Consider the following 17,106-nt stretch of genomic DNA (forward strand, 5'->3'; position numbering starts at 1 on the left):
AAGTTGCAAAGCCAAAAATATAGAAGGAATATCATGACTAGCTATGCAAATATTTTAAAGCCATTACATCTCGGATTTACGACCATTAAAAACCGTGTGGTCATGGGGTCGATGCATTCAGGCTTGGAGGATCGTTTTTTTAATTATCCTAAACTTGCTGCTTATTTTGGTGAGCGTGCCAAAGGTGGCGTCGGCTTAATCATCACGGGTGGGATTTCACCCAACCGTCAAGGCTGGTTATTACCTGCGGGCGGTACCATGAACACTCTGGCAGATATTCCTCATCACCGTCTGGTCACACATGCTGTGCATAAGCATGGAGCAAAAATCCTGATGCAAATCCTGCATTCAGGTCGTTATGGTTATCATCCATTTTCGGTTTCTTCTTCGCCAATTCAGGCACCAATTAATCCTTTTAAACCACGTCAAATGTCGGATAGCCAGATTTTGGCCACCATAGAAGATTATGCCCGTTGTGCAAGCCTGGCAAAAAAGGCAGGCTATGATGGCGTGGAAATCATGGGCTCTGAGGGTTATTTGATCAATCAGTTTCTGAGCAACCATGTCAATAAGCGCACAGACCGTTGGGGTGGTGATATTGAAAACCGTATGCGTTTTCCCGTGGAAATCGTCAAGGCGATTCGTGCCAAAGTCGGTGAAAAATTCATTATTTGTTTCCGCCTGTCCATGCTTGATTTAGTGCATGATGGCAACACTATGCAGGAAGTGATCATTATTGCTAAAGCATTGGAAAAAGCGGGAATCACACTTCTAAATACAGGAATTGGCTGGCATGAGGCGCGTATTCCGACCATTGTAACATCAGTCCCACGAGCTGCATTCGTGGATTATACCGCTGAGGTTAAACAGCATGTTTCAGTACCAGTGATTGCATCAAACCGTATCAATATGCCAGATGTTGCTGAAGAGATTGTTGCTTCAGGACAGGCCGATATGGTGCAAATGGCACGACCATTCCTTGCTGATCCATACTGGGTTAATAAAACTGCAACCAACCGTGTTGATGAAATTAATACCTGTATCGCATGTAATCAGGCGTGTTTGGACCATGCCTTTAAAAATGAGCGTGTTAGCTGTTTGGTTAACCCGCAGGCATGTTTTGAAACAGAATTGGTTTATATCAAAACCAAGAAACCAAAACGTGTTGCGGTTGTGGGTGGCGGCGTTGCAGGGATGTCGGCTGCAACAGTGGCGGCAAGTCGTGGGCATGCTGTGACATTATTCGAAGCAAATAATGATGTGGGTGGTCAGTTTAATTTAGCGAAAGTTGTTCCTGGAAAAGAAGAGTTCCATGAAACTATCCGTTATTTTAAAGTCCAATTAAAGCAGACAGGTGTGGATGTTCGCTTAAATACCAAGGTCAATCGTGAACAGTTGGAACGTGAGGGTTTTGATGAAGTTGTGATTGCAACAGGTGTGGTGCCACGTACCCTAAAAATTCAGGGTAGTGATGCACCACAAGTCTTGTCTTATGCAGAAGTGCTAAAAGGCGCTAAGGTTGGATATAAGGTTGCTGTGATTGGGGCGGGTGGTATTGGCTTTGATGTGTCAGAGTTTTTGCTAAAACCACCACATCAACCACAGCCACAACCATTGGCAGAATGGCAACGCGAATGGGGCGTTGATCCAAACCCTAACTATACTTCTAAAGGTGGTACGCAACGTCCAGAAGTTGAAATGCCGGTACGTCAGATTTATTTATTGCAACGTAAAACAACGCCGTTGGGTATTGGTTTGGGTAAAACCTCGGGCTGGGTGCATCGCGCACAATTGAAAAAGCATGGTGTGCGTATGTTGCGTGGCGTACAGTATAAGGCTGTAACTGACGAAGGCCTATGGGTTGAGCACAATGGCCATGACCAGTTATTGCGTGTGGATACCATTGTCGTATGTGCAGGCCAGGAGTCTGTAAAAGATTTAGTACCACGTGAAAATGAAACCACACTGGCAAAATATCATGTGATTGGTGGTGCTAAGTTAGCAGGTGAGCTGGATGCCAAGCGTGCGATTCGTGAAGGTGCTGAACTGGCGGCTAAACTTTAACAATTGATGAAACAATATGCATTTGAATACATTGCAGTTAAATTTTTCTTGAATAAAGGAAACAAGCTTTGTATTCTTAGGCACATGGAAGCGTGGCAGAGCGGTTTAATGCACCGGTCTTGAAAACCGACGAGGGTGTGAGTCCTCCGTGAGTTCGAATCTCACCGCTTCCGCCAAATATTTAAATAAGCCCTTGTTTTTACAAGGGCTTATTTTTTGTCTGTGCTTTTGTCCCACATTGTAACCCACATTAAAATTCTGATTAAATCAATTGTAACTGGATGAAATTGGTAGCCTTTGGATAGCTGTTAAAAGTTACGAGTTGTTTATCGTACTTCAAAATAAGAAAGGCTCTATACTATGTTCAAATGGCGATTCAGCGTTTAATTGGTTTTGGGAAAAAGCAGAGTTTAAGGAAATTCTGGCAATTTTAAGAAAGCAGAAGCCTGATAGGATAAGGGTTCTGTGAAATTTGTCGTGTACAGAGAAGTATTTTAATACTTTTTTGAATCCGTCAATGCCTAAGTCCTAAAACTGTCTAAACATAAAGCATTAAAAATAAGGCATTATAAAATAACTCTCTGCCAAGCATGGCGTTTTGTGGAGCCTATGCCTATAATACGCTTACTTGAAAAATCAGTAGACTGTGATTGGTATGTTATATTCATTGGCCCGCCCTTTGTTGTTTACTTTGGCACCAGAGCGTGCACATGAACTCACACTCTCCATGCTTGATAAAGCGCATAAACTTGGCTTTATGCACCAGAAAGTTGCTGCTAAACCCTTAAAATGTATGGGCATTGAATTTCCAAACCCCGTTGGTCTTGCCGCTGGTCTAGATAAAAATGGTGACCACATTGATGCATTGGCTGCCTTGGGTTTTGGCTTTATTGAGATTGGTACCATTACCCCACGTCCACAGGCAGGCAACCCTCAACCGCGTTTATTCCGCATTCCTGAAGCAAAGGCAATTATTAACCGTATGGGTTTTAATAATGACGGGGTGGATAAACTGATTGAAAATGTAAAAGCCTCAAAATTCAAGGGTGTGCTAGGCATCAACATTGGTAAAAATGCCGATACGCCTGTTGAAGATGCTGTTTCAGATTATTTGATTTGTTTAGAAAAAGTTTATAATTACGCATCCTATATCACGGTCAATATTTCATCTCCAAACACCAAAAATTTGCGCAGTTTACAAAGTGGCGATGCACTTACAGAGTTGCTACAAACCTTGAAAGGTCGCCAACTGGAACTTGCGCAACAATATCAGCATTATGTTCCTTTGGTACTTAAGGTTGCGCCAGATTTAACACCTGAAGACATTAATTTTATTGCAGTGCAATTACTGAAGTTCAAGATTGATGGCCTGATTGTCACCAACACCACACTTGGTCGTGATGGTGTGGAAAACCTGCCGAATGGCAATGAGGCGGGCGGTTTGTCGGGTGCGCCAGTATTTGAGAAAAGTACCGAATGTTTAAGCCAGTTTGCCGAAGTGCTGGATGGCCAGATTCCACTGATTGGGGTGGGTGGTATTTTATCGGGTGAGCAGGCTGTGGCAAAGCAACAGGCAGGCGCGAGCCTTGTTCAGGTTTATAGTGGGCTGATTTATGCTGGCCCAACATTGGTTAAAGACTGTGTTAATGCGATGACAGGGTGAAATGAACACGCTTGATATCATTATTCTGATCATCTTGCTCATTGGAGGGCTGAACGGTTTGCGTCAAGGATTTATCAAAGCCTTTGCGAACTTGGTCGGATGGATATTCGCATTGATCGTGGGGGCCAAATACGCCGTTATATTGGCGCCTGCAATGAGCAGCCTAAGCCAAGACCCTGTCGTGCAAAAAATTGCAGCTTTCGCTTTTATCGTACTGATCATTGTGGTGTGTATCTGGATTGTTTCTGCATTGCTGAATGGCCTCTTGAAAAGCTTGAAACTGGGCCCATTAAATCGTTTAGCAGGTGGGGCATTTGGTTCCCTAAAAGGCCTGCTGATTGTTTTGGTCACCATGCAGGGCGTTGGTCCGTGGGTGGAAAGCTCACCACACTGGAAACAGTCCAAATTTGTACAAATCCTATTACCCTATGCACCTTTAGCAACAGAAATCTCTAAAGATGCTGCAAATCAAGCTTTACATCAAATGACATCTGAAGGTGCCTTGTTACAGCGCCCTTCAACCGAAATGGACGAGTCAGAACGTGCTGCGGTTGATCAGCGTTCTGATCATTCGACTAAAAATCCTTTTTATTAATTGGGGTTAAACCCCGTTCCTAGCTTGTCGCGAGGTTGCTATGTGTGGAGTTGTTGGGATAGCCGGTAAATCGCCAGTGAACCAAATGTTATTTGATGCTTTGACGATGTTGCAACATCGGGGACAGGATGCAGCGGGAATCGTCACTTGTCATCAAGGGCGTTTATTTCTCCGCAAGGATAATGGCATGGTGCGTGATGTGTTCCATACCCGCCATATGCGTGCATTGCTGGGTAACTACGGGATTGGGCATGTTCGTTACCCAACCGCGGGTTCATCCAGCAGTGCGGAGGCACAGCCATTTTATGTGAACTCTCCGTACGGTATTACCCTTGCACACAATGGTAACCTGACCAACGCCGAAGAAATTCATGAAGATCTGTTTAAGACAGATTTGCGTCACATGAATACCGACTCCGATTCGGAAGTTCTGTTGAATGTGTTTGCACATGAATTACAGAAAATTGGCACATTAAACCCGACACCAGCAGATATTTTCCATACTGTTTCCCGTGTACATGAACGCTGTAAGGGTGCTTATGGGGTTGTGGCAATGATTACAGGTCATGGTCTGGTGGGTTTCCGCGATCCAAATGGAATTCGCCCATTGATTTATGGTTCACGCGAAACGGAACAGGGCACTGAATATATTATTGCCTCTGAATCAGTTGCGATTACCGCGCTTGGCTTTAAGATTGAGCGTGATATTGCGCCAGGTGAAGCGATTTTCATTGACAGCAAAGGCCAGTTATTTTCAAAACAATGCGCAGTTGACCCTGAATATCGTCCTTGTATTTTTGAATATGTTTATTTTGCCCGTCCAGATGCCACGATTGATGGAATCTCGGTATATAAAGCGCGTTTGAAAATGGGGGAGAAACTTGCCCATAAAATTCTGCAAGAATGGGGTGAGCAACATGATATTGATGTGGTGATTCCAATTCCTGATACCAGCCGTACCTCTGCCTTGGAGTTGGCGAATATTCTGGGTGTGAAGTTCCGTGAAGGGTTTATGAAAAACCGTTATATCGGACGTACCTTTATTATGCCTGGTCAACAGCAGCGTAAAAAATCGGTTCGTCAGAAACTGAATCCTGTGGAACTTGAGTTCAAGGACAAAAACGTTCTATTGGTGGATGATTCGATTGTACGCGGTACAACCTGTAATGAAATCATTCAGATGGCGCGTGATTCAGGGGCAAAAAAAGTATTTTTTGCCTCCGCCGCACCGATGGTGAAATATCCCAATGTCTATGGCATTGATATGCCAGCAAAGTCTGAACTGATTGCGTCTGAGCGTACCGTTGAGGAAATCCGCGAAATTATTGGTGCAGACCGTTTGATATTTCAGGACCTGGAAGATTTGAAAAATGCAGTTCGTACCAGCAAGGTGCCTGATTTAAGAGAGTTTGACTGCTCTGTTTTTGATGGTGTTTATGTGGCGGGTGGTATTGACAAGGAATACCTTGCTGAACTTGAGCAAAAACGTAATGACACAGCAAAAAAGAAAGCCGATGGCTACATTGATGTAAATATTGATGCCGCTTCAGTGGACTTAACAGGGATTAAGGAAGAGTAAGCATTTTAATCTCTAGAAAAGCGGGAATTTCCCGCTTTTTTATTTTATGATACTGGAGGCGCTGGAGCCTCTGACAGAAACAATGTAATAAGGAAAATTTACATTGAAAGAAATGAGCCATTATTTAATTGAAAATAAGAATATTGCATGGTCAGTCAGCTTTTGTCTGCTTGCCATGGCATTGACTCTCTTTATTCTCAATTTAATTTTGGGTTTGGTGGTACATTTCTTTGACTATACCCAGCCAGTTTGGTGGCATGTTTTAAGTCCTTATTTTATCTGCCTATTATTCTTTATCCTGATTTGGTCTGTCAGTACTGAACTGTATGTACTGCGTGAGGGCGGACATTCCCTGGCAAAACAACTAAAAGCACGCCGCCTGGTGTTTGATGAAAGTACGCCTGAAGAAAGTACTGCTTTAAAAGTGGTGGAACAGGTTGCACGCAGCTTTGCGATTGATACCCCCGCAGTGTATGTATTGCCTGATGAGGTGGGGGTAAATGCATTAACCGCTGGTTTCAGGTCGCAGGATATCGTGATTATCTTGACCTGGGGGGCATTGCAGAATTTGGATGAACTTGAGCTTTATGGTTTGTTGAGTTATGAGTTTAACCAGATTCTATCAGGTGAAGCAGTTGAGAATACCAAACTTAAAATTCTATATAGTGGTTTGACCACATTTAGCCAATGGGGAAGCAAGCTCGCACAGGCAGGTTACAATCCCTATGCAACCTCATACCGTAATAAATTTGAGACCATTTTTGTGGCGATTGGCGGGGTAATTTGGCTGATTGGAAGCTTGGGTATCCTGATCACCCGCTTAATCAAGTATCTCACCTTAAGTGGCCGAACCTTTCGCAATGACCTGAAAACCATGCGTTTGATGAATAACAACGCCAATATTCAAACCTTGCTACGAATTTATGTGCATCATTCAGGTTCCCAAATTCACAGCGCATACTCTGAGTCAATTTCGCATATGTGCTTTGCCAACTCACTGAGTCCGCAAAGCTGGCTGAATATTCATCCAGGTATTAAAGATCGAATTTATGAGTTAAATCCAAGTTTATTACAGGATTTGCAATTAGAAAATTTAAGAAAAATACGCAATCGACCTTTATTTAGCCTATTTCGTTCTTTAGAAGAGGAAGCTACTGATATCACTATGGCATGGAGTTCCCCACAACCTTTGCCTTTGCTACGCTTATCACCGATTAGCTTTGCCTTGAATGATGCGATCAAGCCACTCAACCCCGAGATGCGGAAAAATAAAAAACGCCCAGAACTGATTCAGCGTGCCATGCAGACCGCGACGGGTTCAAGAGAGGTGATGGTGGCGATTTTGATGATCCGCCAGTACCGTGAGTTTATTCCACAGGATGCGGCGGTGAGTCATGCGATTGTGGATGTATTGTTAAATCTGGATGGGCGGATTCATGTGCAGATTTTCCATGATGCCTGCAAGAACATTGGTCATATGCCCACCAGTATTGCACGTCAGTTTCTCACCAAACTGGCCTGTATTATTCAGGCGGATGGTGAGGTTGGCTTACTGGATGCACTATTGCTGGAGCGGGTAAAATATGAGTTGAACCTGATGCCAGCACATTTGCCCACAGCGTTTGAGGATCTGAAATCGCAAATTGTGCATTTGATTGATGCATTGCTGCATGTACAGCAAATTAACAGTCCAAATCAGCTTGAGGTCCGTGAACGGATTTTGCAGGAGCTTCTTACGCAGGAAGAGTTGCAAACCTATGCTGATATTTCGGATGAACCACTGGATCTGGCTGAAATCCTGAATGATGTTTCAGGTTTGTTATTGCGTGATCGCCTCAATATTTTAGCAATTGCAGAACGCTGCCTATGGAGTGACCGAATCATTACTCAAGATGAACTGGATGTTTTAGAGCTACTGTATTGGCGTTTGGGCTTTGATACCCGTGAGGTGGTTGAGCAAATGCAGAAGAAAAATAGCTTGATGATTATTTAAGATAACTTCCCAAATTTTTATATCTAACAGCATGTTAGGTTAGAATTTCAAAAGCCCCCATATTTTTAAAAACGTTACGTGACAATAACATAAAAAATACCTATTTCATGGTAAGCTTGCCGTTAATTTTTTTATTGAATTTTAGATGGGGGCTTTCGAGTAAGTTATGGAACACATTGAAATTTTAAAGGCGTTGTTTTTAGGGTTTATTGAGGGGCTGACAGAGTTCTTGCCCATTTCAAGTACAGGGCACCTGATTTTATTTGGTCATATGATTGACTTCCATTCAGACGATGGCCGTGTCTTTGAAGTCGTGATCCAACTTGGGGCAATTCTGGCAGTCTGCTGGTTATACCGCCAAAAAATTATTGATCTACTAAAAGGTTTTTTTAGTGGTGATTCAGAAGCACGACACTTTGCTTTTAGTGTTCTGATTGCATTTTTTCCTGCTGTCGTGATTGGTATTTTTGCGGTCGATTTTATTAAAAGCGTCCTATTTAGTCCACTTGTGGTGGCAGTTGCCTTGATTGTCGGTGGCCTCATCATTTTCTGGGTGGAATCAATCAAGTTTGAGCATAAGACCACAGAGGCAACCATGATCACCTATAAACAGGCTTTTCTTGTGGGGTGCGCGCAGTGTGTGGCGATGATTCCAGGAACATCACGTTCAGGTGCCACTATTGTGGGAGGAATGTTTTCAGGCCTATCACGTAAAGCTGCGACGGAGTTTTCTTTCTTTCTGGCCATGCCAACCATGCTGGGTGCGGCAACCTTTGACCTTATTCGTAATGCCGATGTACTGACACAGGACAATATGCTGAATATTGCGGTGGGATTTGTTGCTGCCTTTATTGCTGCATTACTGGTGGTGAGTGCCTTGGTGAAATTTGTTGAGCGTCATACCTTACGTGTATTTGCTTGGTACCGTATCGTGCTTGGCGTGATTTTATTATTCATTTTCCTTTAAAATTGAAAACCCGTCTCTTTTACAGAGATGTTAAAAGAGGCGGATTCGGGTAAAATTTCCATTCTTTATTTTTCCAATATTTCATATCTTAAAACTGGTTCTAGCATAAGATGACAATAGCTAAAATGAACGCCCGAGACTTGATTATTGATCTACTTTTAGGGTTACAAGGTCGAGAGATCTCAATTAAACAAATTATTATTGCTGCCAAGCTTTTTGAGATTAGTGAAAACAGTATTCGTGTTGCCGTAACCCGTCTATCTGGTGATGGCGTGATCGAGGCGATTGAGCGCGGTATCTATCAGTTCACGGTCCAGTCGCATGAATGGGCCAATGTGATGCTGAACCGTAAGAACGGGATTAAGCAGACCAAGAAATGGACGCATCAATATCTTGCAGTTTTTACAGGTGAGCTGGGCCGAGTTGACCGTACTGCGCTGAACCGTCGTGAACGGGCATTAAAACGATTTGGCTTTAAGGAGTTGGAACAGGGGATTTATATTCGTCCCGACAATTTGGCGATTACATTTGATCATCTTTTTTCCGAGTTGAAAGCTTCAGGTTTGGAAATGACCGCCAAGATTTGCCAGATTAGTCATTTTGATGAAACGACTTTGGCAATCATTCCCAGCTTGTGGTCAACACAAACACTCAACCAGAACTATGAGAAATATAGCCAAATGATTCAGAAATGGTTGGCTACGGTTGACCGAATCTCATTGGAGGATGCTGCGCGGGAATCGTTATTATTAGGTCGCCAGACAATTTCTCTGCTCATGAACGATCCTTTATTACCTGAGGATTTTGTTGATGTGCAGCTTAGGGAACAATTCGCCCTGAGTGTGCAACAACTGGATCAGACAGGTTTGGAACTGTGGCGCAAGTTTTATGAACTGAGTGTCGTGTAAATACCAATTACAAATATTACTAAAAATTTAATTTTAATTTATTGACAGAAATATTACTTAATTTAGAATAAAGTGAATAGTTATGTGGTTTTATAAAAATATAAAAATTGCAGGATAGGATATGAACACACGTACGGCTATTAGTGATTTGTTCACACGGGAAGAAATCACGGAATTGACTGCCAAATCGGATCTGCATGGTAGCTGGGCTGTTTTATCAACCTGGGTGGTGATTGGTGGAACCTTTGCCACTGTTGCTGGCTTTTGGGAATATTTGCCAAACTGGGGCAGGTTGCTCATATGTATTGTAGCCTTGGTTATTCTGGCTGGCCGTCAATTGGCGCTGGCTATCCTTACGCATGATGCTTCACATCAAAGTCTGTTTAAAACCAAATGGCTCAACGATACCTTAACCGACTGGTTATGTGCCCGTCCAGTCTGGAATGACCTGCATAAATACCGTAAGCATCATCTCCGCCATCACAGTAAAACATCAACGGTAGATGATCCGGATTTATCACTTGTTACAGGTTTTCCGACCTCTAAAAAATCAGTAATGCGTAAATTCATGCGTGATTTATTGGGGGTGACTGGTTTTAAATTTGCGCTTGGGCGTGTGTTAATGGATGTTGAGAAAATGGAATGGACGGTTTCCAATGACCGTCGTTGGATCGATCAAACAGGACGGCACTGGTCTGATTATCCAAAGGCATTTATAAAAAATAGCGGTGGGGCCATTGCCACCAATACCGCTTTATTTTCGGCACTTTGGGCAGCAGGACATCCCAAACTCTATGCGCTTTGGGTGTTGGCCTATGTAACGCCGTTCCCACTGTTGCTACGTGTTCGTTCCATGGCGGAACATGCAGGAATGGAAACCAGCAATAGTGCCTTGACCAATACTCGCACGACTAAAGCAGGTTATATCGCAAGGGCTTTAGTTGCGCCGATTCATGTCAACTATCATAAAGAACACCATTTGATGGCGGCAGTGCCTTATTTTAAGTTGCCAAGAATGCACCAGATATTACGTGAGCGTGGTCATGTTGCTGAACCACCCACTTATTGGCAAGTGTTGAATGAGCTTTCAGCAAAAGCAGATTAAAAATTGATGATCCTTGTTTTTGTTCAAGAGAAGTAGGTTGCTTCCTGTTTCTTGAGTATAAACTGAAATGGATGATAGGTTGTAACATTATAGGTTTTGAGAGATATGGCAGCGAATAAACAGGAAATCATTGAGTTTCTGGCTCAGGAATTTTCACAGGCACTTAGAAAGAACACGATTGAACAGATTACCCCTAAAGGTGCGCAATTGTTGTATCGCGTGGATCAGGATGACCTGCGTCCTGGTCAGACTGTGTCTGGGCCAACCCTAATGCTGGTGGCAGACTTTGTCCTGTATGTGGCAATTATTGGACATTTGGGATTGATTAAAATGGCGGTCACCACCAACATGAATATCAATTTCTTTCGTAAGCCAGATGGAACACGGGATATCAGGGCAGTCTGTAAGTTGATTAAAGTTGGCAGAACCCTAGTGACAGGGGAAGTGTGGTTATATTCTGTAGGTGATGAGGAACCAGTGGCGCATGTGATTGGGACCTATGCGCTTCCGCAAAAATCATAAGTTTTTAAAAATGATAAAATGAAATGCTTAAAAATCATAACAACATTTAAGTATGCGAAATAGTAAGAACATGCTACAACTAATAGCGATCAAATTTATTTGTTCTTACTATTTTTTACTTCTATGACTATACCGCTCGACTTAACCCCTTTATCACAACTTGAACTGAATCAAGAACATGTTCTGGCGATTAAGCGTAATGATTTATTGCCTTTAATCACTGATCCCCATCGTTTAAATCATTATGCAGATCATTTGGTGCAGGCGCAAAGTGTCCTGTTGAATGGTGTCGATCCGAAGTTAAACCAGCAGCTCAGTGAAGTGATTACCCAGATTGTTCAGCAACTGTCACGCTCAAAAAATTATGTGGGCGGGCGAAAATTTAATGCACTGCAAAAATGGCTGGGGATTGACGTTGAATATGATGCTGGACAGGTCAAATATGTCAAAGACCTGGATCGTTTAATCAGTGAGGCAAACCACTTAAGCCAAAAGCTAAAGGTTGAGATTCAGAAATCGCAGTCACGTTTGCAGCAGGCTCTGGGTTTAAGGGAACAGATGGCGGCGTATATACAGGCTGCTGATGAGTTTTTAAAAGAATATCCCCAGTTTAGTAAACAGCAGGTACTTGATCATTTCGTTGAGCGTCTATCTAAAAAGATCAATACATTACAAACTTTACAGACCAGCAATGACATTGCAATGAAACAGATGCAATTGTCACAGCATTTATCTTTTAGCCTTTTAGACCGTTTTAAAGAGGCGCAGCAGGTGTTGATTCCAGCGTGGCGTTATCATCTAGAGCAAAGTCGTGAGTCTAACTCATCAAAGACCATTGAGCAGTTGGACAAAAGCCGAGAAGATTTAATCCAAAATCTGAAAAAATCATTACAGAAATAAGAGGGGAATATCATGTCAGATTCAGAACTTATAAAATCATCCAGCGAACTTGCAATGAGGCAGGAGCAGCGTTTTGAACAACTTAACCTAAAAGAGTTAGGCTTGCAGCCACAGGACTTTGCCGAGGTTATGGATGCGCATAAAGAACTTGCAGACATCAGTACCACTGTGGTGGCCGAATACGGTAAAAACATTGCCAATAAAACATCAACCTATACAGATGAGTTGTTGGGTTTGGTTCAAAACAAAGACCTTGATACAACAGGCCAAAAGCTCAATGAAGTGGTTCAGGTCGCGCAGCAACTCAATACTTCCAGTATTTTAAACAAGTCAAAAAGCTCAGGCTTTTTTGGTGGTTTGTTGAGCAGGTTTAAGAATGCCAAGCAAAGTTTTGACCAGCATTTTAATACCACCAAAGAGCAGATTGATGTTTTGGTGAAAGAGATTGAAAGCTCGCAATCGGGTCTTAAGGCGCGGGTGGGAACACTCGACAAGATGTTTGATGCTGTTCAGGATGAATATAAACAACTTGGTGTTTATATTGCTGCGGGGCAGTTGAAACAGCAGGACATCCAGCAACAAATTTCAAGCTTAAGTACGCAAGAACAGGATCAGCAAACCACACAGCAGATTTATGACCTGAATCACCTGGCCAATAACCTTGAGAAAAGAGTCAGTGATTTACAGGTTCTACAGCAATCTGCGATGCAAACTTTGCCGATGATTCGGATTATCCAGTCAAATAACCTAATGTTGGTGGATAAGTTCTATGCGATTAAAAACATTACCTTGCCTGCATGGAAAAACCAGATTAGTTTGGCAATTTCATTGCAGGAGCAGAAGAATAGTGTACAACTTGCCAAGGCCATTGATGATACTACCAATGAATTACTGCGCCGTAATGCTGAACTATTGCATCAGAACTCAGTCGATACCGCTAAAGCGAATCAACGTTCAGTGATTGATGTGGAAACCCTTGAACATGTACAAAATACCCTCATTAAAACAGTAAACGACGTGATTCAAATCCAGAAAGAAGGGATGCAGAAACGTGCTGAAGCAACCACACGTTTGCGTGCATTACAGGATAGTTTGAATCATTTGGTTCTTGAAAATAGCGGGCAGAATCCCCCGAAAAAACTGAATGAGTAATTTTAAGAGGAAAGATCATTGTCACCCATAGACGATTTGAGTGTACAGCCGATTGATCAGCGTTTAGATATTTTAAAGAAACGCCAACGTCACCTGATGATCTGGTTTTTTCTGACCAGCACATTCGGGGTTGTCATCATTGCATCCCTGTTTTTGCAAAAAGAGTTTATCTATCGTTTCTTTGATCTTTCCGTGCATGTTCAGGCACTGGATTTGCCTTATCATGTTCAAGAATTGGTGCCATTTAAACAACCAGTCGACTATTTTTTTAATTTATTATCATGGTTTGGTTGGTTGTTTCTAAAAATTTTGGTTTCGTTTATTGGGGCATTTTTACTAGTCAGTTGGATGAAGAAATTTAAGTTTTTTCAGCAACGTTTCCAAGCATGGACACAGCGTATTCTGGCATGGGTGATTTCGTTTATCTTGCTTTGGTCTGGTCTGAGTTACATCCAATACGACTGGAAAGATGAAACCAAGCAGGCGTATCAACAATGGATGAGCTATGAGAACAATATCGTTGAAAGCCAGATTGCGCAGGACCTAAAGCAGGCAAACATTTCATCGACTGAAAAAGCCTATGTGTTGGCACAAGTGGCTTTATTACATCAGCCTGTTGATCGTAAAACTGCCAAGGTCTATGTGAATCAATTGATTTTCGCTGAGAAGAATAACCCAGTTCAGTTTAAAGAATATGATTTTAAACCTGAGCAGTTATGGGTCATGCAGCAGCAACTTTATGGCAAAAGCATCACCGCTTTGACACAACCACTGGATTTACGTGCGCAACAGGCAGAGCGTGTTTCACAAATCGTAAATGTGGTTCTGTGGGGGATGATCTTCTTGGTTGCCGCTTTAAGTGCAATTCTATATATCCTCGCCAAGCACCTAAAAAATCGCCGCGTTCGAATTACACAAAAGCTTGATGATTTATAGATTCGCTTTATAACAAGATTTTAAGTTGAATCTACTTAACGTCTATCTAGAATAATGCTGATTTAATTAAAGGTAAAGACAATAAAAGTTCGATAGCAACACTTATTGAACGAAATACACGGCTCTGTATCTTGGCAACATTACCTGATGCAAAGGCAGAATCAGTGCGCAAGGCTTTAACTGAAGCTCTGAAATATTTACCTGCAGAACTGCGTAAAACGTTGACCTATGACCGTGGACGCGAGATGGCAGAACATAAAATACTTGAAGAAGATTTAGGCATAGATGTATATTTCTGTGACCCACATTCACCCTGGCAAAAAGGCACATGCGAAAATATGAATGGTTTAATTAGGCAATATTTACCTAAAGGGATTGATTTAAATCAGGCAGATCAGCATTATTTAAATCAAGTTGCCATGTCACTGAATACTCGTCCTAGAAAAGCGTTAGATTGGCTCACACCATTAGGAAATTTGCTCAGTTTGTTGATTATCATAAGGCTTTTAAAACTGTCTCACCTTATGTTTGAATTCGCCATCTATAGAAGAGAAAACTATAAATCACATGCAGTTGATATTATGAGGCAATGATGACAAGACATTATGATTATATTGCGATTGGTGGTGGAAGTGGTGGGATAGCATCTGTTAATCGTGCCGCCATATATGGGAAGACATGTGCCTTAATTGAAAAGGGTGAGATTGGCGGAACCTGTGTCAATGCAGGTTGTGTCCCTAAAAAGGTGATGTGGTACGCGGCCCAAGTTGCGGAAACCATTCACAAATATGGCCCAGACTATGGTTTTGATAGCAGGTTGGATTCATTTGACTGGCAAAAGTTAGTCCGCAATCGACAGGCTTATATAGAACGAATTCACCACTCCTATCAAAATAGCCTAAGTAATAATCAAGTGGATCTCATTCATGGAACTGCAACTTTTATTGATTCACATACTATTGAGGTGAATGATGAGCAATTAACCGCAGATCACATTCTGATTGCCACTGGAACGCAGCCATCGTTACCCAAGATAGAGGGGGCAGAATATGGTATCGATTCGAATGGTTTCTTTGAATTATCGGACTTACCTAAGACAGTCGCTGTGGTTGGTTCTGGTTATATTGCCGTTGAGTTGGCTGGCGTATTGAATGCTTTAGGCTCTCAGGTTGGGCTGTTTATCCGTAAGGATTTGCCTGTACGTCGTTTTGAGCAGTTCATCAGTGAAACTTTAGTTGAGGCGATGCAAACGGATGGTATCAAGGTACATACGCAGGCTACGCCTAAAAAGGTGACAAAGAAGGCTGATGGTTCGGTGATGTTGCATTTGGAAAATGGTGAAAGTCATACAGTAGATTGTTTAATCTGGGCAATAGGACGAGAGCCGAACACTGCAAGTTTGAATCTGGATAAGGCAAATGTTCAGCTTGATGAACGAGGTTATATTCAAGTTGATCAATTTCAGAATACATCACAGGTAGGAATCTATGCAGTGGGTGATATTACTGGCAAAATGGAATTAACACCTGTGGCTGTGGCGGCAGGCAGAAAACTGTCTGAGCGATTGTTTAATCATAAACTTGATGAATATTTGGATTATGACAATATTCCGACCGTGGTGTTTAGCCATCCACCGATTGGAACAGTTGGAATGACTGAAGCACAGGCGATTGAAAAATATGGCAGGCAAGCTGTAAAAGTATATCAATCAACATTTACGGCAATGTTTAGTGCGGTTACACAACATAGACAGCTTACTAAAATGAAACTGGTTTGTGTGGGAGAACAGGAAAAAATTGTCGGTATTCATGGAATTGGTTTTGGTATGGATGAAATATTACAAGGCTTTGCAGTCGCATTGAAAATGGGCGCAACCAAGAAAGATTTTGATAATACCGTTGCCATTCATCCAACTTCTGCGGAAGAGTTTGTGACGATGAGATAATGATAGCTGCCTAATCTCAGTTTAATTTACGATTAGATCTTAAATTAAACTGAATTTAAGCATTTGTCTTGCTTTTAGTGATCGTAAAATGATTAAAATACCCATTCAATTTAGGGGCTGTCCTCATGTGATAAAATAGCTCAAAAAATGACTATTTACATGCTTCAGATGGAATGTTTAACGACCAAGTTGCTGTTTTATCAAACAAAATGTAGGCTAATTTGCTTCATTCAGTGAGATGAGAACATGCCCTAAAGTCTTGAGTATCTAAATTTCACAGACTGCGCTGTGCCCAGTGATAAATAAATTAGTTATCATGCATCTTAATAAAAAGGAGATGAGCTTTGGGGTTGTATCTCATATGCATGAGATCAAAAAATATTTGTTCAGGGAAACCTTTTTGTTCTCGTTTTCGAAATTCTAAAAACTTACTTTCAATTTCAGGATCAGCTTCATAGGTTTGATGAGTTTCGCAAATTTCTGCAACTTCTTTTACATACCTATTTGAACCATGTACGATAAATGAATCGTGAACTTCATAATCTTGATGATCTTTTGCATATTCAGAGGGTTGCACATAATGAAACGTTAGATGAGGAGACATCCATTTAGTTTTGATTGTGGGTTTAATACAATCATAAAATTTAGGACTTACGCACTGTTATTTATAGACTCTCTGTGGTAGCAGATGATTTTTATCGAGAATAAAGTCATCAATGAAGTTTTTGATCATTGGTCTAAATAATTTCTTCTGCCAATGATATACATTTTCAAAGA

14 protein-coding genes, 1 tRNA gene and 3 pseudogenes are annotated in these 17,106 nt (G+C 41.8%); 16 read left to right on the plus strand and 2 right to left on the minus strand.

The window, feature by feature from the left end; genetic code table 11:
* Window positions 1–33 precede the first annotated feature (33 nt).
* The 16 genes and pseudogenes from F972_RS06345 (at window position 34) to gorA (ending at window position 16,329) form a co-directional block, all read left to right on the plus strand.
* The gene (locus tag F972_RS06345) at window positions 34–2,064 is read left to right on the plus strand and encodes an FAD-dependent oxidoreductase (protein ID WP_004758124.1); all 2,031 of its coding nucleotides are present in this window, start codon (window positions 34–36) and stop codon (window positions 2,062–2,064) included.
* 86 nt (window positions 2,065–2,150) lie between these two features.
* Window positions 2,151–2,240: transfer RNA gene (locus tag F972_RS06350), tRNA-Ser, on the plus strand.
* Window positions 2,241–2,414: 174 nt separating this feature from the next.
* Window positions 2,415–2,533, plus strand: a pseudogene (locus F972_RS15815) (IS4 family transposase); the annotation flags it as partial.
* Window positions 2,534–2,719: 186 nt separating this feature from the next.
* On the plus strand, window positions 2,720–3,727 hold the full coding sequence (locus tag F972_RS06355; RefSeq protein ID WP_004769302.1) for a quinone-dependent dihydroorotate dehydrogenase: 1,008 nt from the start codon (window positions 2,720–2,722) through the stop codon (window positions 3,725–3,727).
* Window position 3,728: 1 nt separating this feature from the next.
* A complete protein-coding gene (locus F972_RS06360) occupies window positions 3,729–4,322 on the plus strand; it encodes a CvpA family protein (protein ID WP_004680820.1) in 594 nt (197 codons plus the stop codon).
* A 40-nt stretch (window positions 4,323–4,362) separates the two neighbouring features.
* On the plus strand, window positions 4,363–5,901 hold the full coding sequence (gene purF, locus F972_RS06365) for an amidophosphoribosyltransferase (RefSeq protein WP_004769304.1): 1,539 nt from the start codon (window positions 4,363–4,365) through the stop codon (window positions 5,899–5,901).
* A gap of 103 nt (window positions 5,902–6,004) precedes the next feature.
* The gene (locus F972_RS06370) at window positions 6,005–7,894 is read left to right on the plus strand and encodes a M48 family metalloprotease (protein WP_026040049.1); all 1,890 of its coding nucleotides are present in this window, start codon (window positions 6,005–6,007) and stop codon (window positions 7,892–7,894) included.
* Between the two features lie 166 nt (window positions 7,895–8,060).
* Window positions 8,061–8,861, plus strand: a complete 801-nt coding sequence (locus F972_RS06375; protein ID WP_004758120.1) for an undecaprenyl-diphosphate phosphatase — start codon at window positions 8,061–8,063, stop codon at window positions 8,859–8,861.
* 110 nt (window positions 8,862–8,971) lie between these two features.
* Window positions 8,972–9,769: a PaaX family transcriptional regulator C-terminal domain-containing protein gene (locus F972_RS06380; RefSeq protein ID WP_004677484.1), complete on the plus strand. Its 798-nt coding sequence runs from the start codon at window positions 8,972–8,974 to the stop codon at window positions 9,767–9,769.
* 121 nt (window positions 9,770–9,890) lie between these two features.
* Window positions 9,891–10,874 (plus strand): fatty acid desaturase family protein, encoded by a 984-nt coding sequence (locus F972_RS06385; protein ID WP_004769306.1) that lies wholly within the window; start codon window positions 9,891–9,893, stop codon window positions 10,872–10,874.
* A 105-nt stretch (window positions 10,875–10,979) separates the two neighbouring features.
* Window positions 10,980–11,396, plus strand: a complete 417-nt coding sequence (locus F972_RS06390) for a PaaI family thioesterase (RefSeq protein ID WP_004769308.1) — start codon at window positions 10,980–10,982, stop codon at window positions 11,394–11,396.
* Between the two features lie 123 nt (window positions 11,397–11,519).
* Window positions 11,520–12,296: a hypothetical protein gene (locus tag F972_RS06395; protein WP_004769310.1), complete on the plus strand. Its 777-nt coding sequence runs from the start codon at window positions 11,520–11,522 to the stop codon at window positions 12,294–12,296.
* Window positions 12,297–12,308: 12 nt separating this feature from the next.
* Complete coding sequence (locus tag F972_RS06400) at window positions 12,309–13,448, plus strand: toxic anion resistance protein (protein WP_004760033.1); 1,140 nt, start codon at window positions 12,309–12,311, stop codon at window positions 13,446–13,448.
* An 18-nt stretch (window positions 13,449–13,466) separates the two neighbouring features.
* Window positions 13,467–14,384 carry a hypothetical protein gene (locus F972_RS06405; RefSeq protein ID WP_004769312.1) on the plus strand — a complete coding sequence of 306 codons (918 nt, stop codon included), beginning with the start codon at window positions 13,467–13,469 and terminating at the stop codon, window positions 14,382–14,384.
* 56 nt (window positions 14,385–14,440) lie between these two features.
* Window positions 14,441–14,916 (plus strand): annotated as a pseudogene (locus F972_RS14760) (IS30 family transposase); the annotation flags it as partial.
* Window positions 14,917–14,976: 60 nt separating this feature from the next.
* On the plus strand, window positions 14,977–16,329 hold the full coding sequence (gene gorA / locus F972_RS06415) for a glutathione-disulfide reductase (protein ID WP_004680810.1): 1,353 nt from the start codon (window positions 14,977–14,979) through the stop codon (window positions 16,327–16,329).
* A gap of 307 nt (window positions 16,330–16,636) precedes the next feature.
* Here gorA and F972_RS06420 read toward each other — a convergent pair whose 3' ends face one another.
* Both F972_RS06420 and F972_RS15820 read right to left on the minus strand, forming a co-directional pair.
* Entirely contained in the window at window positions 16,637–16,906 is a 270-nt protein-coding gene (locus F972_RS06420; RefSeq protein WP_228127139.1) for a hypothetical protein, read from the minus strand.
* Window positions 16,907–16,990: 84 nt separating this feature from the next.
* Window positions 16,991–17,106 (minus strand): annotated as a pseudogene (locus F972_RS15820) (IS701 family transposase); the annotation flags it as partial.

Origin of the sequence: Acinetobacter sp. CIP 102529, from assembly GCF_000368325.1 — a bacterium.
GTDB classification, from domain to species: domain Bacteria; phylum Pseudomonadota; class Gammaproteobacteria; order Pseudomonadales; family Moraxellaceae; genus Acinetobacter; species Acinetobacter parvus.

What these genes read in the sequence shown, in the direction of transcription:
- F972_RS06345 (WP_004758124.1), top strand. Translation starts at nt 34, where the DNA reads ATGACTAGCTATGCAAATATTTTAAAGCCATTACATCTCGGATTTACG.
- F972_RS06355 (WP_004769302.1), top strand. Translation starts at nt 2,720, where the DNA reads ATGTTATATTCATTGGCCCGCCCTTTGTTGTTTACTTTGGCACCAGAG.
- F972_RS06360 (WP_004680820.1), top strand. Translation starts at nt 3,729, where the DNA reads ATGAACACGCTTGATATCATTATTCTGATCATCTTGCTCATTGGAGGG.
- purF (WP_004769304.1), top strand. Translation starts at nt 4,363, where the DNA reads ATGTGTGGAGTTGTTGGGATAGCCGGTAAATCGCCAGTGAACCAAATG.
- F972_RS06375 (WP_004758120.1), top strand. Translation starts at nt 8,061, where the DNA reads ATGGAACACATTGAAATTTTAAAGGCGTTGTTTTTAGGGTTTATTGAG.
- F972_RS06380 (WP_004677484.1), top strand. Translation starts at nt 8,972, where the DNA reads ATGACAATAGCTAAAATGAACGCCCGAGACTTGATTATTGATCTACTT.
- F972_RS06385 (WP_004769306.1), top strand. Translation starts at nt 9,891, where the DNA reads ATGAACACACGTACGGCTATTAGTGATTTGTTCACACGGGAAGAAATC.
- F972_RS06390 (WP_004769308.1), top strand. Translation starts at nt 10,980, where the DNA reads ATGGCAGCGAATAAACAGGAAATCATTGAGTTTCTGGCTCAGGAATTT.
- F972_RS06395 (WP_004769310.1), top strand. Translation starts at nt 11,520, where the DNA reads ATGACTATACCGCTCGACTTAACCCCTTTATCACAACTTGAACTGAAT.
- F972_RS06400 (WP_004760033.1), top strand. Translation starts at nt 12,309, where the DNA reads ATGTCAGATTCAGAACTTATAAAATCATCCAGCGAACTTGCAATGAGG.
- gorA (WP_004680810.1), top strand. Translation starts at nt 14,977, where the DNA reads ATGACAAGACATTATGATTATATTGCGATTGGTGGTGGAAGTGGTGGG.